Below are 19916 nucleotides of genomic sequence, written 5' to 3'. Positions count from 1 at the left end.
CAGTTAAATGTAAAAAGAAGTGTTTTTGCGAGATATTCAGCAAAGAAATAGGTAATATGGTCTGTTCATTTTCTGTTAAATAATTTATATATGCCGAAATCTAATTTAAAACATATCTTTATTATACCAACACTATTTTTAGTGTTGTTGCTAAGCATTGTTTTAGATAATCATATTGGGTCGGTTCAACGACAAGTAAACCGAGAGTATGATCGTATTATTGATTCTCTACAGCGTTCAATTAAAGTAATGATTTCGCTTGATTACAACTTATCTCAGCTTTACAAACAAAGCTCAGGTGGTTTTTATAATCATAATTTTGAATTAGATGAACAGGCTGGTCTTTGTGTTATTCGTCCGAGTAATGATCAAAGTGCAGTAATGGCGAATCAAGATGTTTCTGTACCAAATAGCCGTTTAGATTACAGTATTGCAGGTTCTGAAGCATTGTGTGAGCCAGACTCTGAGCTTCATGAGATTGCCTCTAAGAAAGTGATTCTTGCCCCCGTTATTTCTTTTATCCATGATTATGAAAAGTACCTTCATGGTATCTACTTTATCTCTAAGTTCGATTATATTATTTCTTCACCAAAGCAAATCGCAGAAAATTTAACGAAACAAACATTAGACACTATCTATTCTCGACCATACTGGAAAAACAGTATGAAGAATAAAAATCAAAAGTATGTCACCTTTACACCACCTTATACCGATGCTTTTTTTGATGGTTTAGAAGTTCTCACTTTTTCTACACCGATCTACTATAAAGACTTCTTTAAGGGGGTATTAGCTATTGATTTGTCGGTTGAGGAGTTGTTACGTTCAAATAATGATGTTTCAAAGCATATTCAGCTATTAGAGAGTGATCAATATGAACGATTTGAACAGTATCGTTTTATGCAGCCAGTGACACTTGCGGATACTAATTTTACCTACTTTCTATATTACAAAAGCTCAATAAAAGAAGAACTAATTAGTTTTTTGACCCACGATATTAAATTGTTAACCTTGATATTTGTAACCTATATTCTTGCTGTTTTATCGATGTTTTATTATCAAACTCATTTATCTCAGCGCTATTATCGCGACTTAGCAAAGCAAGATCCAATGACGGGCTTGTACAACCGTCGAGGCTTTGAAATGAGCTTACAAGATCGGGTGGTTAAGAAGTATGTTGGTTTTGCTTTGTATGATATTGATGATTTTAAACAAATTAATGATGTATTTGGTCATGATGTGGGCGATGAGGCGATTATATATGTCGCCAAAATTCTGAATAAAAGTGTGCGTGATAGCGACATTGTTTCACGATTTGGCGGTGAAGAGTTTGTGATTTGTATTAATGCAGAATCAAGAGCCAGTTTGGAAAATATTTGCGAGAGAGTGAGAAAATCTATTCAAGACTCTTCTGGTAAAGTGGTGAAAGGTGGCTTTACTGTCTCTGGTGGTGTTGCAGTAATTGATTCTCAACAAGACTTCTCATTTGAGCATGTCATCAAAAAAGCAGATGATCTTCTTTATAAAGCAAAACAAGATGGTAAAAACCGAGTGTATTTTTCATAAACTCGGTTTATATTTGTTTTAAAGAGTTAGCTTACTTTTTCTAGCTCTTGGTGTAGTCTTGCAACGATAGGGTCTGATTTTTTATGGCTTCGAATATCCATAAAAATGTCCTTTGCCTCAGTGTATTCTTGGCGAAGATAAACTAACCATTGTTTTACTCGGTTTGAATAATACTGGCCTTTGTCACCTGCCATTTGTAATTTTGAATAATGAATTAAAAGTGCGATCACTTCTGGCCATGGCATCTTAGTGTGATTGTGTTTTACAACATTACCTAAGTTAGGAATGTTGAATGCGCCACGACACACCATTAATGAATCAATACCTGTTGCTGCAATACAACGTTGTCCATCTTCATAGTTCCAAATCTCACCGTTTGCGATAATTGGGATATCAACTTTTTGACGAACTTGGTTAATGTAATCCCACTTTATTTCTTCTGCGCGGTAACCATCAACTTTAGTTCTGGCATGAATGGTTAGTTCGCTTGCGCCAGCTTGTTTTATCGCATCAGAAATAGCAAAGCACTCTTCTGGGTTTTCCCAGCCTAAGCGGATCTTCGCTGTGACTTTTTTATCACTTGGAACGGCATCACGACACGATTTTACGATCTGATAAATTAATTCAGGATCTTTTAATAGCGCAGCACCACCTCGACTTTTGTTTACCGCTTTTGCTGGGCAACCAAAGTTAAGATCAATACCATCAGAGCCGAGTTCAATAGCACGTACGGCATTTTCTGCCATCCAATTAGGCTCTTGTCCTAATAGTTGTACGCGGATAGGAGTGCCTGATTGTGTTTTACTGCCATTGAGTAGTTCTGGACTGATACGGTGGAATACGTGTGGAGGTAACAACTGGTCTACGATGCGAACAAACTCTGTAACGCAGAAATCATAGTCATTAATTTCAGTTAATAGTTCACGCATTAAATGATCGAGTACGCCCTCCATCGGGCCTAGTATTACTTGCATATCCCACCTCTTTTATTGGAGGTTGGATTGTAGGGGGAAAGGGGAACTATGTCACTTATTTTGATTTGTTATATGGTTTGACATATGTTTCCCCTGTACTTGGAGAATAGAAAAGCTCATTTCCGGTAGAGGTTCCATTATTATAATCACTAACATATGAATAGAAACATTCATCAGAGGCTGTATAGCCATATTGAATATCAGCGTTAATATTAGTAAAAGAATTATAAGGTTCGATAGTTAAGTCTTGATTTAATAATGCATTCCAAAGCTCACCACAACCTTCACCTGTAATTTTACCATGATAAGTTGTACCTAATGGAAATCCTTCATTTGATGGATAAATAGTTTCATCAGAAAAAATAACGCCAACACCTGAGCTTGCAGAAGGTTCTCCTTGTAATATCCAAGCACCATGGTACATAGTCACTGCGGCAGTAAAGGCAGAAAAAACACCAGCAATTCTAGACTCATGAGCATCATCTTGCAGGTTTAAAAACTTTGGCGCGGCTGTTACAGCTAAAATTCCTAAAATAACAATAACAACAATTAATTCAATTAGGGTAAATCCTCGGTTTTTTTCCATAATATTTCTCGACAGCAAAAAATTAATAATAACGGCACTTAGGTTCTAATAATTATTTACGCTATACTACGCTGAAACTTAATTTCAGAAGTGAATAAATCATGAAGTATCAATTAATTGGATCAAATGGCGTCGAATTACCTTGTTCTAGCCTCTTTTTAGAAGGGGCTATTCTTGCTGCTAACATGGCAACCAAACCGTTAGATCCTGAAGTATGGTTAAAAGATCTTCTAGGTAATGATAGTGCGCTTGAAATGATAAAACCAGTTTCTCAACAAATTGAACATCAATATACGTTACTTAAGCGCCATGAATATGAAGTCACTGAGGTTGTAAATTTTGATAATCTTGATGATGTAGCAGAATTTGCCGAAGGCTTTATGACGCTATGGCCAACGGTTGAAGAGTTATGGGCTGACCTTCAAGTAGCGGATGGCACGATGCGAATGCTGTCTGCATTACTGACGACTATGATGCTTGCCGTTGATGAAAAAGAAACTCATCGTCAAATGGCTGAAACAGGAATTGATACGCCACCAACGCTAGAGCAGATGTTGCCGAAAATTGATTTTATGATACAAGAAGTAGCAATGGCTGCGGATGAATACCAAATTGGCTATAAAGGCCAAAAGGTAAATCCATATAAAGATGTGGGCCGTAATGATGCTTGCCCGTGCGAAAGCGGTAAGAAGTTTAAGAAGTGTTGTGGTAAATAAACACGAAGCTATTTCTTAGTAAAAATAGAATAAAAAAGCCATCAACTGATTGATGGCTTTTTTGTGTTAAATCAAAAGGTTGTTAGGCTGATTTCTTATTAAAAAATTGAGCAACAACAAAAATAGCCAAAGCCATTAAGTTACCAGCAAAGATAATAACTAACCATTGAGGCATCGTTAGCGTTAAGAATTGCCATACAATCTTACTGCAGTCACCATACGCTTCAAACATCCAGGGTGCCCATTTGTTGAGTGGTGCCCATGAAGGGAAGGTGACGAATAAATCGCAGGTAGCGAAAGGTGATGGGTTTAATTGGAAATCCACATGTTGAAGAGCGAGCTTTAATCCCCATCCTGCACTGATCCCCCAAGCAACAAAACCACACCAGCGAATAATGAGATTATTTGGGTTTAATAATCCAATAATTGCGGCACCACCAATTCCCATCATGGCAACACGTTCATAAATACACATTACACAAGGTGGTAATTTCATGACGTGTTGAAAAGTAAGAGCTGCAGCTTCAAAAGCAGCGATACAAAGAAGCAATAGCAGCCAAGATAAGCGAATGCAGGAAAAATGGTTGAGGGCTTGCATTAATTATTCCTTAATAAAAAAAGAAAGGCTCCGTATAAACAGAGCCTTTCATATCAAAAGTGTTTATACCTTCTTAATGACCACTAGAAATCGCAGAAGTTGCATTTTCAATGACACCTGGTGTGATCCAGCCTAAATCGTAGAACATTGCAGTCATTGGTTCAAGGAAGAATACAATACCGAATAAGCCAACAAGAGCCAAGACAATCGTGTATGGCAATGCCATCCATACCATACGGCCGTATGATAATTGAATTAACGGCGCCAATGCTGAGGTTAATAAGAATAGGAAGGCAGCTTGCCCATTAGGTGTTGCTACAGATGGTAAGTTTGTACCTGTATTGATTGCAACAGCCAGTAAGTCGAATTGGTCACGAGTAATTACGCCATCTAATAGTGCTGTTTTTACTTCATTAATATAAACGGTACCAACGAATACGTTATCAGAAACCATAGATAGCAAGCCATTTGCGACATAGAATAAAGCCAATTGTGAGCCTTTATCTTCTACGGCAAGTACAGCATCAATAATTGGTTTGAATAATTCTTGGTCAATAATTACGGCAACAACGGCAAAGAATACAGCCAGTAGAGCGGTAAATGGAAGTGCTTCTTCAAAGGCCTTACCCATTGAGTGTTCTTCGATAACCCCCGTAAATGCTGTTGCAAGAATAATAACAGAAAGGCCAATAAGTCCTACTGCAGCAAGATGCATAGCAAGACCAACAATTAACCATACCGCAATTAGTGCTTGGATGATAAGTTTTGCATTATCAATATTAGTACGGTTTTTACGTTCTTCCGCTTCATATTCTTCAAGAATATTACGAACATTTGCTGGCAGTTTTGCACCGTAACCACAGATGCCTAATTTCTCGACAACAAAACACGTTAACATACCACAAATAAATACAGGGGCAGTGATTGGTAGCATGCGAATAATGAATTCACCAAACATCCAACCGGCTTGATCGGCAATGATTAAGTTTTGAGGTTCGCCTACCATGGTCATTACGCCACCAAGTGCAGTACCCACACCTGCATGCATAAGAAGACTTCGTAAAAAAGCACGGTAGTTTTCAAGATCATCACGAGTCAGTTCATCGGTTACATTTGAATCACATGTATGATCGTGGCTTGGAGTACCACCTTGACCAGAAGCCACTCGGTGATAAATAGCATAGAAGCCAACAGCAACACTGATAACAACAGCAATAACGGTTAAAGCATCAAGGAACGCGGATAAGAAAGCAGCAGTAAAGCAGAATGCAACAGAAAGAGCTGCTTTCGATTTTATGCCAATCAAAATTTTGGTAAAGATAAATAGAAGCAATTGCTTCATGAAATAAATACCAGCAACCATAAAGACAAGTAAAAGTAATACTTCAATATTAGCCACAAGTTCATGTTTTACTTGTTCAGGGCTTGTCATTCCTATTGCAATCGCTTCGATGGCAAGTAGACCACCTGGCTGTAATGGGTAACATTTAAGAGCCATTGCCAGTGTGAAAATGAACTCAATAACCAATAACCAACCAGCAGTAAATGGGTCGATTAGGAAAAATACAAAAGGGTTAATAACTAAAAATGACAGTATTGCAATTTTGTACCAGTCGGGGGCTTTACCAAGAAAGTTTTTGATAAATGCATTCCCTAGTGAAATAGACATGTGATGCTCTCTAGATTATTACATTGATTCTATAAACATAAGGAGGTGTAGGAAGTTGATAATAATCGCCTAACGTATTATTTTTTTTGAAAGATAAACAACTATTTAGAAAAACAACAAAAAATACCTTACTGCTTTGCCAAATAACTACCTATATAAATCCGCCCTTATACCAAACGCCTGAACTTTACTCTTAAATCATTAATAGTCAATATTCGAAAAGAGGTAAATTGATCAAAATGTGCCTTTGCTCGGTTTTATGAGTAAAACTGATAGAAAGCGATAAAAAAAAGATAGCTACTGCTTGATTGTTCAAGGTAAGTAAGGGTTAAGAAATAGAGCAAATGTTTCTACATTGAGAGTTAAATTAATAAGTGGTTAAGAATTTATTGAACTGGTGGTATGATGAGTGAAGTTATTTTATATAAAGATTGGATTGTAAACTTGTATGGTTATTAAGGCTAAAAGTCCAGCAGCATTTGCTGAAAAATACATTATTGAAAGTATTTGGAACGGTCGTTTCCCACCAGGGTCGATTTTGCCCGCTGAGCGTGAGCTTTCTGAGCTTATAGGTGTGACTAGAACAACATTGCGTGAAGTTCTTCAGCGTTTAGCTCGTGATGGTTGGTTAACAATTCAACATGGTAAGCCAACGAAGGTAAATAATTATATGGAGACATCGGGTCTTCATATTTTAGATACGTTAATGACATTGGTTGATGCAAACAATGCGACGTCAATCGTAGAAGACTTATTAGCCGCTCGAACTAATATTAGTTGTATATTCATGAGACAAGCCTTTAAAGCTAATAAAGAAGGTTCATTGCGTACTCTTGACCGTGTTATTGATTCATGCGAGCAACTTTTAGCGGCTGAAAGTTGGAATGCATTTATTGAAGAGTCTCCTTTTGGCGTTAAAATTAAGGCTGAAGTAAAAGAAGATAATGAAAAAGATCCAGAAAAACGCGAAGAGATATTAATTGCGAAAACGTTTAACTATTATGACTACATGTTATTTCAAGGCGTGGCTTTTAAATCAGGAAACCAAATTTATGGGCTAATTTTTAACGGACTTAAAAAGCTATATGCTCGGGTTGGTAGTTATTACTTTTCAAACCCAGAAGCACGTCAACTTGCTTTACAATTTTACCGTGATTTAAAACAAATTTGTGAAGAAGAAAGAAAAGATGCAGTAATGCCAAGAATGCGTCAATATGGTATGGACGGTAATCTTATTTGGAATGAGATGAAACTGAATTTACCAAGTAACTTTAGAGAAGATGATAATTAATTTATTCGCTAAAAATAAATAAAAGCAGGCCATAAAAGCCTGCTTTTTTTATATCTGAAATTTTAAGGTAAATGAAGGAATAATTAATGCGGATAGATATTTTATTTGAACTCAGCCATTAGACTTTTGACGATTAATACGCAAAAGAAACCTAAAAAACTGTCAAAATAGTACGTCATGCTGTATGGTATCTTTGTTATGTTCTAGAGTGTTTAAAATATACAAAGAAAAAAGGTTTTTATCGTGAATAAACTCGTAAATGGATTGATTGTTGGAGCGGCATTAGTGGCTGCTAACAACGTAAGTGCAAATATTTCTCAATGGTCGATTGGTGCTGCAGCTGCCTATTCACCTTCTTTTTATAAAGAAACACCCTCAAATACTACGGTTATACCAGCAGTTGGTTACGAAGGTGAGCACCTCTTCTTACGTGGCTTTAGCGGTGGTTATCGTTTATATCCAGTAGGAACACCACAGAATATCATTTTCCGTTTTATTTATGATCCTCGAACATTTAAACCTGAAGATTCCGATAATGCAGCAATGCAACAGTTGGATGAACGTAAAGCTTCAATATTAGGTGGTGTGACTTACCAAGCCATTACGCATATTGGTTTATTTGAAATTGGCGGTGGTACAGATATTGGTAATACACATAATGGCTTATATGCTGAAGCGGTTTGGAAATTACCAATTCGTAGAAAAGGCTGGGCAATAACTCCGTCAATAGGTTACTCATATAATAGTGAGCGTTTAAATAACCATTTATATGGTGTGTCTGCTGAAGAATCACTGAGAACTAAGGGAGTAATTAGCGAGTTTGATGCTGATTGGGATGGGCAATTTTTTGTCGGTTTATCTACTTACTTCCATCTAACACCGAATATTCGTGTGACTGGTGGTCTTAGATATGTAAATCTAGAAGGTAATTTAGAAAAGAGTTCAATGATAGAGCATACGGCAAGTACGACGGGTAATGTTGGTATCGCGTATGTATTTTAGAGTAAGTAACATGTTAAATACCAATAACGAAGTATTTTAATTAAAAGTATTAATATGATTAAAATTTTGAAACAATTTAATCGAATGCTTTTATGAAAAAAGTAAGTAGTAATAAAAAAAGCCACTTCAATAAGTGGCTTTTTTGAATCAAAAGTATATTAATTTTAGATTAAGAAATCTTCTAGTGCTTTACCTGCATCTAGTTGAGTTTGTAGTGCTGATGGAGTACGACCTTGGCCTGTCCACGTTTTTTCTGCGCCAGCATGATCTAAGAATTTGTATTTTGCAGGGCGAGGTGCACGTTTTTGTTTTGTTTTAATAGGAGTAGAAGACATAGTCTCTAGTAGGTCTTCTGGAGCGATACCACTTTCAAGCATCATTTGACGAAACTCTTCAAGTTTCGCTTGTTTTTCAGCAATTTGAGAACGTTCTTCAGCTTCAGATTCTTGGCGTTCAGTAACAACTGATTGTAATTTCTCAAGAGCTTCTTCTAGTTGCTCTAGTGTCATTTCACGAGATAATACACGAAGGCTACGTAGGTTTAATAGTGTTTTAATTGTATCAGACATGATTGATTCCATAATTATTTTGATAATAAATTTATTATATAACAAGAAAATAATATAACAAACTTTATAATAAATAAATAAGAATTTGATAATGATAGGAATATTAATAGCAAGATTGAATAATACATTTGTAGACTATTTGCCAAGATAGAGTATCTCATTTTTATTGTGGCGATGGGTTAATGTTAAAATACTCAAATATAGTATTGCATAATTGTGTTCAGTCCGTACAATGACATTCACCTAAACGGGTAGAGGCGCATTGCCTAAGAGTAGATTGTTAGAGGGTGATTCTGATGACAGCAATCGAAAGGAGTCAGTGCCGAAGTTAATTACGTTAATCAGACGTGTTAGCTGGGGTTATTTCGAAAAGGAATAACACTGCCATAGTCAATTTTATTTTTTAACTATGGAGCGCTACTGTGGGGAATTGTTTTAACATTCACTTCCTTTAACGGCATTGCCGTATCAACAGTAGATCTCCAACCAAACTGGTTGTTGTAGATCATGAACTTAGCTGATTTTTCAAATTCTCCGATATCAATATTGCCCCCATTAATCGCATTAGGTTTAGCAATTTTAACTCGCCGAGTTTTACTTTCTCTTGGAGTTGGTATCGTCTTAGGCGCAATTTTGTTGTCTAATTATTCTATTTCTGGTACTGCTTCTTATGTATTTACTTCTGTTAAAGGCGTATTCATCGATGATGGCGCAATTAATAGCTGGAACATGAGTATCGTTGCTTTCCTTATTTTATTGGGAATGACAACAGCGCTTCTGACTCTTTCTGGTGGTACTCGCGCTTTTGCTGAGTGGGCTCAGACTAGAATTAAAAGCAAGCGTGGTGCGAAACTTCTTGCCGCTTTCCTTGGTGTTTTCATTTTTGTTGATGATTATTTTAATAGTTTAGCTGTTGGTTCAATATCTCGCCCTGTAACTGACCGTTTTTATGTATCAAGAGCAAAGCTAGCTTATATCCTTGACTCAACTGCTGCCCCTATGTGTGTATTAATGCCAGCATCAAGTTGGGGTGCGTACATCATTACTATTATTGGTGGTATTTTGGTGTCGCATGGTGTCACTGAATACTCAGCACTAGGTGCGTATGTTCGTTTAATTCCAATGAACTTCTATGCAGTCTTTGCTTTATTGATGGTATTTGCGGTAGTTTGGTTCCAACTAGATGTAGGACCAATGCGCGATCATGAAAATGAAGCCGCTCGCGGTAATGGTTTTGATGATGAAACAGTTAATAAAGAATCTAAAGGTTTAAACGAAGAGCTGAATATTACGGAAAGTGAAACGGGTAAAGTGTCTGATCTTATTTTCCCTATCATTACGTTAATTGTCGCAACGGTATTCTTTATGATTTATACCGGCGGACAAGCATTAATTGCTGACGGTAAAGAATTTAATATTCTTGGTGCTTTTGAAAATACGAATGTTGGCGCGTCATTGTGTTACGGTGGATTAATCGGTCTAGGCTCTGCGCTTATTACTGTTTTCCGTCAAGGTATCGCTCTAAGAGACATTGGTATGACAATGTGGATTGGTGCGAAGTCAATGTTCGGTGCTATTTTGATCCTTTTCTTTGCATGGACAATTGGTTCTGTAATTGGTGATATGCAAACTGGTTCTTACTTATCTAGTCTAGCGCAGGGCAGCATTGGTATTCACTGGATCCCAGTTATCCTATTTTTACTATCAGGTTTGATGGCATTTAGTACAGGTACATCATGGGGCACATTCGGTATCATGTTACCAATTGCAGGTGACATGGCTGGTGCGACAGACATTGCTCTTATTTTACCAATGCTAGGTGCGGTATTAGCGGGTTCTGTATTTGGTGATCATTGTTCTCCAATTTCAGATACAACGATTCTGTCTTCTACTGGTGCTCGTTGTAGCCATATTGACCACGTAGCTACACAATTACCTTATGCGCTTTCAATTGCAGGGGTTTCTGCTGTTGGTTATATTGCTCTTGGCTTTACCGCTTCTGTGTTAATTGCCTTTATAGCAGCAACAGCCGCATTCATCTGTGTATGTGGTGGCTTAATGGTTCTGTCCAAAAAACGTGCAGTTACAGCATAGTGTTAATTATTATATAAACAAACCGGTCTATATGGCCGGTTTTTTATTGCTTTTTATTGCTTTTTATTGCTTTTTATTCATGAAGTCGCGATCATTACATTAAGTTATTTATGATTGGAGTTCTTTGTGTCTCGTTATACTTTACCTATTATTGATAAACATTCTCCTTTTCAAATAGAGTTTGAACCTGTCATTCGAGATCTCATTCTGCATATTCGCTCAGCAGCCCCTAAATCGGTTCATAGTATTTACCTATATGGCAGTGTGGCACGACGTGAAGCAATTCCAACGCGTTCAAATTTAGACGTAACCTTAATAACTACCGTACCATTAACAAATAAAGAGCAAACCTTAATAAATACAATAAAAATACGTTTTCAATCTAAATATCCACAAATTACTGGCGTGACATTTAATATCGGTGAAACAAACGATGTATTACAACTTGAATCTATTTTTAGTTGGGGTTTTTGGCTTCGTCATTGCTGTGTATGTATTTTTGGCGATGATTTATCGACTCGATTTGGTGATTTTGAACCAAGTTGGGAAATTGCTAAGAATATGAATATGGATATTGAAGAGTGGTTAGATGCTTACACGAAAAAAATCTTAGCTAGCCAAGACATTGAACTTCAAGTTGAGCTGCAAAAAACGATCGCTAAAAAGCTATTACGTAGTTGTTATTCTTTGGTTATGCATAAGGATAAAGGTTGGTATGATCACCCTATATTATGTGCAAGAAAATTTTTAGAGTATTACCCAGAAAAACAAACGGAAATTGAACGTGTTGTTATGTTATTGAAGGGACGTAAAATACCAAAACGCTCAACCATCGCTTTATTACAAGAGTTTGGTGGTTGGGTTGTTAGTGAATTTAATAAAATAGAAAGAAGAATAGGCTAAAGATTGAATTCACATCAGACAGGCTTTTTACTTACTCGACAAAACAAAGAAATAAATTCACAAAGCGTGGTCGATTTATGGGTTAAGTGTGATGACCATATTGCACATCTTTTAATTGAGAGTGAACTTGCTGTCGCTTTTATTTTGACAGAGCGTTTATCTGAGTATAAGCGTGTTTTACATAGCCAACAGATCTCATACACACTTAAAGAAACACAATTAAGTACTTTTCATCATCAAGCCGTCACTGCTATTTATTTCACAAGCACACATCAAAAGCGTCAAGTCGCTCAGTATTTTGAGCAAGCCGAATTACCCATTTTTGAAAACGATATTAGATTAGCTGATCGCTATTTAATGGAGCGATTTATCTGTGGAGGGCTTTCTTTTATAGGAACTCCTATACAACGGAAAAACCATATTGAGTATCGAAATGTCAAAATTAAAGCCGCCGAGGTAACCCCGTCTTTCAGCAAAGTATCATTGGATATAGAGTGTTCTGAAAAAGGTATTCTGTATTCCGTTGCTCTACATAGCGACTTAGACACTCGTATCATTATGGTTGGAAAACCAGAAGAAACTGAGTTATCAATTGAATGGGTAGAAAATGAAAAAGCATTATTACTTGCATTAGAGCGTTGGTTTCAAACCTTTGACCCCGATATCGTTATTGGCTGGAATGTCGTTAATTTTGATTTTCGTTTGCTTATTCAGCGTGCTAAATGGCATAACCTCTCATTTCGATTAGGCCGAAGCAACAGTAATTTGTATTGGCGGGATTCAGATAAGAATCGCCAGCAAGGTTTTCTTTCGTTTCCTGGTCGAGTGGTTCTTGATGGTATTGATGCTTTAAAAACAGCGACTTATCACTTTTCGAGTTGGTCTCTAGAGAATGTTGCGCAAGAGTTACTTAATGAAGGTAAATCAATACATGATCCAAGCGATCGTATGGGTGAAATTAACCGTATGTATCGAGAAGATAAGCAAGCGCTTGCCAATTATAATCTTCAAGATTGTGTTTTAGTGTCACGAATTTTTGATAAAACCCATTTGTTAGAGTTTGCGATTGAAAGAACAAAACTAACAGGAATAGAGCTGGATCGCGTTGGTGGCTCTGTTGCTGCATTTACGAACTTATATTTACCAAGATTGCATCGCTCGGGCTATATTGCGCCTAATCTTGAAAGTGAAAATTGGATTGCTAGCCCTGGTGGCTATGTGATGAATTCAAAACCAGGGTTATATGACTCTGTATTGGTGCTCGATTTTAAATCACTTTACCCTTCAATAATTAGAACCTTTCGGATTGATCCTCTCGGTCTTATAGAGGGGTTAAAGCAGGAAGTTGGAATAGAAAAAGATCAAGCGATTGATGGCTTTAGAGGTGGACGTTTTCATCGAACAAAGCATTTCTTACCGAGTTTAATTGAATCTTTATGGTCAGCACGAGATGTCGCTAAAAAGAATGATGAGAAAGCATTTTCTCAAGCGATAAAAATTATCATGAACTCTTTCTATGGGGTTTTAGGCTCGTCAGGTTGTCGTTTTTTTGATCATCGCTTAGCTTCTTCTATCACAATGAGAGGGCATGAGATCATGAAAGCCACGCGTGAACTGATAGAAGCGAAAGGCTATGAGGTGATCTATGGTGATACGGACTCAACGTTTGTTACATTAGGAAAAGAAATGTCCTCTAAGGAGGCTGACTCCATTGGGCATGATTTAGTGAAACATATTAATGAGTGGTGGAGCGAATACTTACTTTCGACCTATGCTATAGAGTCTTCACTAGAGCTTGAATATGAAACCCATTACCGCACTTTTTTAATGCCGACTATTCGTGGTTCTGACAAGGGTTCCAAAAAACGTTATGCAGGATTAATTCGAAAAGATGATATAGAGAAGATGGTTTTTAAAGGTTTAGAGACGGTTCGTACTGATTGGACTCCTTTATCACAAACTTTTCAGAAAGTGCTTTTCGATAAAGTATTCCATCAACAAGAAGTAAAAGAGTATATCCGTACCTATGTTGATGATACGAAATCAGGAAAATTGGATGTTCAACTCATCTACCGTAAGCGCCTTAGAAGAAAGCTAGATGATTATCAAAAAAATGTTCCTCCTCATGTTAAGGCTGCACGGTTAGCAGACTACTATAATCAACAAGTTGGTAAACCTGCGCAATATCAATATGGTGGTTGGATTGAATATGTGATTACAACAGCAGGTCCTGAACCAATTGAATATAGAAAGAATCCGATAGACTATGACCACTATGTGGAAAAACAATTAAAGCCGATTGCTGATGGGATACTTCCTTTTATTGGTTTGGATTTTTCTGAGCTATCTGCGTCCCAATTAGGTCTGTTTTAACAATCGGTTATAAAGTCAATAGGATTTTAATAGTAAAAATTTGCGCCTTAACGCATAATCAATATGCGACAGCCTTATTTTTTAAGGTAAAATAGCCAATGAAATGAACCTCAGTAGAGGTTGCTGTAGATTTATATCGGAGTGTCAGTTGTGATTAAAGTTTTCCTTGTAGATGATCATGAGCTGGTTCGCACAGGGATTCGACGTATTCTTGAAGACGTCCGTGGAATTAAAGTAGTAGGGGAAGCTCACAGCGGTGAAGACGCCGTAAAATGGTGTCGAACAGAGCAGGCAGATATTGTCCTAATGGATATGAACATGCCTGGTATTGGCGGCTTAGAAGCCACGAAAAAGATTTTACGCTTCAACCCAGATATGAAAGTAATCGTATTAACTATTCATACTGAAAATCCATTCCCAACAAAAGTAATGCAAGCCGGAGCTGCTGGTTACTTAACAAAAGGGGCTGGTCCGGACGAAATGGTTAATGCCATTAGAATGGTTCAGAGTGGGCAACGTTATTTATCACCAGAAATCGCGCAACAAATGGCATTAAGTCAATTTACACCTGATTCTGAAAATCCATTCAAGGAGCTTTCAGAGCGTGAATTGCAGATTATGATGATGATTACCAAAGGCGAAAAAGTGACGGATATTTCCGAGCAATTAAACTTAAGCCCTAAAACGGTAAACAGCTATCGCTATCGTTTATTCAGTAAATTGAATATAAGTGGAGATGTTGAATTAACGCATCTAGCTATTCGTCATGGTATTTTAGATGCTGAGACGCTTTAGTGCCTTCTTTTGATTCAAATGCTTTTTTAAAGTCTGTAACACATCAGCCCGGTGTTTATCGTATGTATAACACCGAGGCTGAGGTTATTTATGTTGGTAAAGCAAAAGACTTAAAAAAACGATTATCTAGCTATTTCCGTAGCAATATCCCATCAGAAAAAACCAAAGCCTTAGTTAGTCATATTGAACATATTGATGTGACAGTAACGCATACAGAGACTGAAGCTCTTATTCTTGAACATAATTATATTAAGCAATATTTACCAAAATATAATGTGTTACTGCGAGATGATAAATCTTATCCTTATATCTTTATTTCAAACCATAAGCATCCTAGGATCTCAATCCACCGTGGTACGAAACGAAAGAAAGGAGAATATTTTGGTCCATATCCAGACTCGGGAGCTGTGCGAGAAAGTCTTCATTTAATTCAAAAATTGTTTCCTATTCGTCAATGCGAAGATTCTGTTTATTCGAATCGTGCTCGTCCTTGCCTAATGCACCAAATTGGTCGTTGTTTAGCACCGTGTGTAAAAGGCATTGTGAGTGACGATGAATATAAAGAGCAAACCGAGTTTATTCGTTTGTTTTTACAAGGCAAAGATCGGCAGGTGATTCAAACTCTTGTAGAACAAATGGAAGAGGCAAGTCAGTCGCTGAAATTTGAAAAGGCTGCGATTATTCGTGATCAAATTCAAGCAATGAGACGCATGCAAGAGCAGCAATACGTATCAGACGACAGCGGTGATGATTTGGATGTATTAGGTTTTGCTATTGAAAATGGCTTGGCTTGCATACACTTATTAATGATCCGACAAGGTAAGATACTTGGAAGCAGAAGCTTTTTTCCTAAAATACCGGCTAAGACAGATAAAGAGGAAGTGTTTTCAAGTTTTTTAACTCAGTATTATTTGAATCACTCACAAGGGCGAACCATTCCTAATCGTGTTGTAACCAGTTTTGAGTTTGATGAAAAAGGACTAGAGCAAGCATTAACCGAGCTTTCTGGTCGTAAAGTGCAATTTCAGTTAAACCCTAAAGGAATGAAAGGGCGCTATTTAAAGTTAGCTGATACCAATGCATTGACGGCACTAACCAGTAAATTAAACCATAAGTTAACGACTCATCAACGATTTAAACAATTAGAAGAAGCACTTTCGTTAAATTCAATTCAACGAATGGAATGTTTTGATATTAGCCATACCATGGGAGAAAAAACCGTTGCTTCATGTGTTGTGTTTAATCAGGAAGGACCAATAAAAGCGGAATATAGACGTTATAATATTACCGGTATTACTGGAGGCGATGATTACGCTGCAATGGCTCAAGTACTTGAACGTCGCTATAGTAAGCAACTTGATGTAGATAAAATCCCAGATATCGTTTTTATTGATGGGGGGAAGGGGCAATTAAACCGAGCTTATGATGTTATTTCTCAGCATTGGATTGATTGGCCAAAGCAACCATTATTACTAGGTATAGCAAAAGGGGTAACACGTAAACATGGACTTGAAACGTTAGTTAAAATATCTGGTGAAGAGTTTTCTATGCCGAGTGATTCTTCTGCGTTACACTTAATACAGCACATTAGGGATGAAAGTCATAATCATGCGATTAGTGGGCATAGAGCTCAACGAGCTAAAGTGAGAAAAACCAGTACGTTGCAAAACATTGACGGCGTTGGTCCAAAACGAAGACAAGCATTATTGCAGTATTTAGGTGGTCTACAAGAATTAAAAAGTGCAAGTGTTGAAGAAATAGCCAAAGTCCCCGGAATTAGCCGTTCTTTGGCAGAAAAAATACAGGATGCGTTGAAACACGGATAAAAAAAGCGCACCATAGGCCCAGCGGACCAAAACTAAAGAATTATTATGCGATTAACGATACCAAATATACTCACGTTTATCCGACTTGCACTCATTCCAGTGTTTGTTGTTGTTTTCTATTTGCCTTATGAATGGTCGGCTGTTGCCGCTGCAATGGTTTTCTGGGTTGCCGGTTTTACTGATTGGTTAGATGGACTGCTAGCAAGAAAGTTAGGTCAAACATCTCGCTTTGGTGCTTTTTTAGATCCAGTTGCTGATAAAGTTATGGTAGCTGCTGCTTTAATTTTAATTACAGAGCATTATCATTCGATTTGGATCACAATACCTGCCATTACTATGATTGGGCGTGAAATTATTATTTCTGCATTGAGAGAATGGATGGCTGAGATTGGTAAAAGAGCAAGTGTTGCTGTTTCTTGGGTCGGTAAGGTTAAAACGGTTTCTCAAATGTTTGCATTGTGGATGCTAATCTGGCGCTATGATGATTGGATGGTTTGGATCGGCTATGTTGCTCTGTATATTGCAACTATTTTAACGTACTGGTCTATGGTTCAATATTTATCAGCAGCGAAAGATGATCTGCTTAATGCAGACGATTGATTCAAATTTAAATGAAAAGCGGACTTAGGTTCGCTTTTTTTATGTTAATGCATTTTATCTTTTATAGTGAGTTGATATTGCTTACTTTTGTTGTATCTTAATTAGAATGGTTAGAGCCTGTTTTTTAACTTATCTAGTATTATTTATGCTAAGAAATACGTCTTTTCGTTTGTTTTATATTCATTTTGATCGCATTTTATCCAAACGAAACAAAAATAGGAAAATAGTGTTGACTCTAAGTACTGATTCAGTAAAATGCATCCCGTACCCAAGAGGAAGGCGTTAATTGCTGACCAGTTGAGTCATTGGCGCCTTGGCAGAGTGGCTATGCAGCGGATTGCAAATCCGTGGACCTCGGTTCGACTCCGGGAGGCGCCTCCAATCTCTCTTAGAGATGATTTTTGCGACACTAGCTCAGTTGGTAGAGCGCAACCTTGCCAAGGTTGAGGTCACGAGTTCGAGCCTCGTGTGTCGCTCCAAATTTGTAAAAGGCAGTCAAGTAACATTGGCAGACTGTTTTAAAGATGGTGTCTAACCGTTCTTTTTAGAACACATTGGTTAGGAGCATCGCAATAAAGAATTGCGTGCCCTGGTGGTGGAATTGGTAGACACAAGGGATTTAAAATCCCTCGGCGTTCGCGCTGTGCCGGTTCAAGTCCGGCCCGGGGCACCATCGATAAAAGCCTATATTGAAAAATATAGCATGCGACACTAGCTCAGCTGGTAGAGCGCAACCTTGCCAAGGTTGAGGTCACGAGTTCGAGCCTCGTGTGTCGCTCCAAACAAGAAAGCCTGTTCAGAAATGAACAGGCTTTTTTACGTTTATAATTTCATGATTATGAATAAATATCTCCAAAATATGAACAGCTGTGTTATTTTTCTTCACAATCTCGGAACTGTTCTGGGGGAGACGCGTTTTACCTTTATATTTTTCTGAATTTAAAGAGTGAATACGTAGGGTAGGTATCAACAAAAGTTTGTTGATAGAAGGGATACTAGTGACGGGAACGTCATATTTATGGGAAACCCAACATTGAATACACTTAAATTACACATGATATGTTCTAATAAATCACATTTCACAGTACAAAAACAGGCCTCTTTATTAGGGTTAGGTGAGCGTTCTGTATGTTGTGTTGAATCAAACTCAAATGGCACTATGATGTCCGTTTATTAGAAAAAACACTTGGTGAATTGAAAGAAGAAGGGTTAATTCCGTTTGTTTTAGTGGGGACCGCTGGTACAACAGATCATGGGGCTATTGATGATTTATCTACGTTGTCTTCCATAGCACAGGCTGAAGGTATGTGGTTTCATGTAGATGCTGCTTATGGTGGAGCGTTAAGATTAAGTCAGGACAAGCGGCGATTAACGGGTATTGAACATGCTGATTCTCTTAGTGTCGATTTTCATAAATTGTTTTATCAAACTGTCAGTTGTGGTGCGATCTTAATAAAAGATAAATCTAATTTCGGCTATCTACTCATGCTGATTATCTAAATCGTGAAGATGATGAACTACCCAATTTGGTCGATAAATCCATCGCGACAACAAAACGTTTTGACGCCTTAAAAGTGTTTATGACAATGCAAAATGTAGGGGCAGAACAATTAGGACAAATGTATGACCATCTGCTAATTCAAGCCAAGCAAGTTGCAACCTTAATTCAAAATAATGATCGTTTGAATTACTGGCAGAACCACACTTTCAACCGTATTATTCCGGTCTAAAAGTAAAACGATTAAAGAGTTAGATGATCTAAATAAAACGGTCAGACTAGAAGCGTTAAGGCGTGGGATAGCCGTATGAGGCGAAACGATCGTTAATCATAATGTCGCGTTAAAACTCACCATCTTAAATCCATGTTTGAAGATGTCAGATTTTGAATCTTTATTGAAGCAAATTGATAACTTAGTAATTGAACAAGAAAAAATAAGGGTAAAACAATAATGTCTATTCTATAAATTGGTGCAGGTGGTGTTGGATGGGTTATTGCACATAAAGCAGCCCAAAATAATGACACACTGGGTAATATCACAATTGCTTCTCGCAAAATAGAGAAGGGGCAGCACCATTATGTTATTGCTTCATGTTTAGCTAGCGTTCAATTCTGCGAAAGGCAATTTGATCAACCATTAGCCATTGGTCAAAAGCTACACTTAGCAGACAGTGCAGGTTATACTATGGTGAAGCTAAATTGGTTTAACGGTTTGAAAATGCCATCAGTGTACTGTGAGCTTACAACAGAAAAGATAGAAAAATTAAATGAGTTTGGTTACACTGATTTTAAACGTTCTTTATCCCAATGGGCGGTAAGCTCGTAAATTATAATACCAATGTAGCTAAATAGATCAGAT

Annotated in this window: 16 protein-coding genes, 4 tRNA genes, 1 pseudogene and 1 riboswitch; of the genes and pseudogenes, 16 read left to right on the top strand and 5 right to left on the bottom strand. The window is 37.4% G+C overall.

The window, feature by feature from the left end:
* Window positions 1-90: 90 nt before the first annotated feature.
* The gene (locus F8B77_RS10505; RefSeq protein ID WP_151655307.1) at window positions 91-1563 is read left to right on the top strand and encodes a sensor domain-containing diguanylate cyclase; all 1473 of its coding nucleotides are present in this window, start codon (window positions 91-93) and stop codon (window positions 1561-1563) included.
* Window positions 1564-1589: 26 nt separating this feature from the next.
* Here F8B77_RS10505 and dusC read toward each other — a convergent pair whose 3' ends face one another.
* Both dusC and F8B77_RS10495 read right to left on the bottom strand, forming a co-directional pair.
* Window positions 1590-2537: a tRNA dihydrouridine(16) synthase DusC gene (gene dusC, locus F8B77_RS10500; RefSeq protein ID WP_130047405.1), complete on the bottom strand. Its 948-nt coding sequence runs from the start codon at window positions 2535-2537 to the stop codon at window positions 1590-1592.
* A 55-nt stretch (window positions 2538-2592) separates the two neighbouring features.
* Window positions 2593-3123, bottom strand: coding sequence for a type II secretion system protein (locus F8B77_RS10495; protein WP_151655306.1), 531 nt, complete (start codon window positions 3121-3123; stop codon window positions 2593-2595).
* A 101-nt stretch (window positions 3124-3224) separates the two neighbouring features.
* On the opposite strand from F8B77_RS10495, the gene F8B77_RS10490 reads away from it, so the two are divergent.
* Complete coding sequence (locus tag F8B77_RS10490; RefSeq protein WP_151655305.1) at window positions 3225-3839, top strand: SEC-C metal-binding domain-containing protein; 615 nt, start codon at window positions 3225-3227, stop codon at window positions 3837-3839.
* Between the two features lie 82 nt (window positions 3840-3921).
* Here F8B77_RS10490 and dsbB read toward each other — a convergent pair whose 3' ends face one another.
* Window positions 3922-4437: a disulfide bond formation protein DsbB gene (dsbB, locus tag F8B77_RS10485; protein ID WP_151655304.1), complete on the bottom strand. Its 516-nt coding sequence runs from the start codon at window positions 4435-4437 to the stop codon at window positions 3922-3924.
* 73 nt (window positions 4438-4510) lie between these two features.
* On the bottom strand, window positions 4511-6106 hold the full coding sequence (gene nhaB, locus F8B77_RS10480) for a Na(+)/H(+) antiporter NhaB (RefSeq protein WP_151655303.1): 1596 nt from the start codon (window positions 6104-6106) through the stop codon (window positions 4511-4513).
* Window positions 6107-6554: 448 nt separating this feature from the next.
* Here nhaB and fadR point away from each other — a divergent pair, with 448 nt between their 5' ends.
* Window positions 6555-7397 (top strand): fatty acid metabolism transcriptional regulator FadR, encoded by an 843-nt coding sequence (gene fadR / locus F8B77_RS10475; protein WP_151655302.1) that lies wholly within the window; start codon window positions 6555-6557, stop codon window positions 7395-7397.
* 243 nt (window positions 7398-7640) lie between these two features.
* A complete protein-coding gene (locus F8B77_RS10470) occupies window positions 7641-8399 on the top strand; it encodes a MipA/OmpV family protein (RefSeq protein ID WP_151655301.1) in 759 nt (252 codons plus the stop codon).
* 164 nt (window positions 8400-8563) lie between these two features.
* On the opposite strand, the gene F8B77_RS10465 is transcribed toward F8B77_RS10470, so the two are convergent.
* Window positions 8564-8968: an H-NS family histone-like protein gene (locus tag F8B77_RS10465; RefSeq protein WP_167512804.1), complete on the bottom strand. Its 405-nt coding sequence runs from the start codon at window positions 8966-8968 to the stop codon at window positions 8564-8566.
* 244 nt (window positions 8969-9212) lie between these two features.
* Window positions 9213-9396: riboswitch (Lysine riboswitch) on the top strand.
* Window positions 9397-9475: 79 nt separating this feature from the next.
* Here F8B77_RS10465 and F8B77_RS10460 point away from each other — a divergent pair.
* The 12 genes and pseudogenes from F8B77_RS10460 (at window position 9476) to F8B77_RS10405 (ending at window position 19883) form a co-directional block, all read left to right on the top strand.
* The gene (locus F8B77_RS10460; RefSeq protein ID WP_151655299.1) at window positions 9476-11062 is read left to right on the top strand and encodes a Na+/H+ antiporter NhaC family protein; all 1587 of its coding nucleotides are present in this window, start codon (window positions 9476-9478) and stop codon (window positions 11060-11062) included.
* Between the two features lie 126 nt (window positions 11063-11188).
* Window positions 11189-11965, top strand: a complete 777-nt coding sequence (locus tag F8B77_RS10455) for a nucleotidyltransferase domain-containing protein (RefSeq protein ID WP_151655298.1) — start codon at window positions 11189-11191, stop codon at window positions 11963-11965.
* Between the two features lie 3 nt (window positions 11966-11968).
* Entirely contained in the window at window positions 11969-14338 is a 2370-nt protein-coding gene (locus tag F8B77_RS10450; RefSeq protein WP_151655297.1) for a DNA polymerase II, read from the top strand.
* A gap of 150 nt (window positions 14339-14488) precedes the next feature.
* The gene (gene uvrY / locus F8B77_RS10445; protein ID WP_060991346.1) at window positions 14489-15133 is read left to right on the top strand and encodes a UvrY/SirA/GacA family response regulator transcription factor; all 645 of its coding nucleotides are present in this window, start codon (window positions 14489-14491) and stop codon (window positions 15131-15133) included.
* Window positions 15133-16959 carry an excinuclease ABC subunit UvrC gene (gene uvrC, locus F8B77_RS10440; RefSeq protein ID WP_151655296.1) on the top strand — a complete coding sequence of 609 codons (1827 nt, stop codon included), beginning with the start codon at window positions 15133-15135 and terminating at the stop codon, window positions 16957-16959. Before uvrY ends, uvrC begins: the two co-directional genes overlap by 1 nt.
* Window positions 16960-17004: 45 nt before the next feature.
* On the top strand, window positions 17005-17559 hold the full coding sequence (gene pgsA / locus F8B77_RS10435; protein ID WP_151655295.1) for a CDP-diacylglycerol--glycerol-3-phosphate 3-phosphatidyltransferase: 555 nt from the start codon (window positions 17005-17007) through the stop codon (window positions 17557-17559).
* A 307-nt stretch (window positions 17560-17866) separates the two neighbouring features.
* A tRNA-Cys gene (locus F8B77_RS10430) sits at window positions 17867-17940 on the top strand.
* Window positions 17941-17962: 22 nt separating this feature from the next.
* A tRNA-Gly gene (locus F8B77_RS10425) sits at window positions 17963-18038 on the top strand.
* A 107-nt stretch (window positions 18039-18145) separates the two neighbouring features.
* Window positions 18146-18232: transfer RNA gene (locus F8B77_RS10420), tRNA-Leu, on the top strand.
* A 32-nt stretch (window positions 18233-18264) separates the two neighbouring features.
* Window positions 18265-18340, top strand: a tRNA-Gly gene (locus F8B77_RS10415).
* A 264-nt stretch (window positions 18341-18604) separates the two neighbouring features.
* Window positions 18605-19509, top strand: a pseudogene (locus F8B77_RS10410) (pyridoxal phosphate-dependent decarboxylase family protein); the annotation flags it as partial.
* Between the two features lie 14 nt (window positions 19510-19523).
* A complete protein-coding gene (locus F8B77_RS10405) occupies window positions 19524-19883 on the top strand; it encodes a saccharopine dehydrogenase NADP-binding domain-containing protein (RefSeq protein WP_151655352.1) in 360 nt (119 codons plus the stop codon).
* The last annotated feature ends 33 nt before the right edge of the window (window positions 19884-19916 follow it).

The sequence above is a fragment of the Aliivibrio finisterrensis genome (assembly GCF_008933155.1).
Lineage (GTDB): Bacteria > Pseudomonadota > Gammaproteobacteria > Enterobacterales > Vibrionaceae > Aliivibrio > Aliivibrio finisterrensis.
The sequence above is the reverse complement of the archived record's forward strand: the minus strand, read 5'-3'. Positions and strand labels throughout refer to the sequence as shown.

Bases quoted from the DNA above. Each gene is read 5' to 3' on its own strand.
- F8B77_RS10505 (WP_151655307.1), top strand. From the start codon at position 91: ATGCCGAAATCTAATTTAAAACATATCTTTATTATACCAACACTATTT.
- dusC (WP_130047405.1), bottom strand. From the start codon at position 2,537: ATGCAAGTAATACTAGGCCCGATGGAGGGCGTACTCGATCATTTAATG.
- F8B77_RS10495 (WP_151655306.1), bottom strand. From the start codon at position 3,123: ATGGAAAAAAACCGAGGATTTACCCTAATTGAATTAATTGTTGTTATT.
- F8B77_RS10490 (WP_151655305.1), top strand. From the start codon at position 3,225: ATGAAGTATCAATTAATTGGATCAAATGGCGTCGAATTACCTTGTTCT.
- dsbB (WP_151655304.1), bottom strand. From the start codon at position 4,437: ATGCAAGCCCTCAACCATTTTTCCTGCATTCGCTTATCTTGGCTGCTA.
- nhaB (WP_151655303.1), bottom strand. From the start codon at position 6,106: ATGTCTATTTCACTAGGGAATGCATTTATCAAAAACTTTCTTGGTAAA.
- fadR (WP_151655302.1), top strand. From the start codon at position 6,555: ATGGTTATTAAGGCTAAAAGTCCAGCAGCATTTGCTGAAAAATACATT.
- F8B77_RS10465 (WP_167512804.1), bottom strand. From the start codon at position 8,968: ATGTCTGATACAATTAAAACACTATTAAACCTACGTAGCCTTCGTGTA.
- F8B77_RS10460 (WP_151655299.1), top strand. From the start codon at position 9,476: ATGAACTTAGCTGATTTTTCAAATTCTCCGATATCAATATTGCCCCCA.
- pgsA (WP_151655295.1), top strand. From the start codon at position 17,005: ATGCGATTAACGATACCAAATATACTCACGTTTATCCGACTTGCACTC.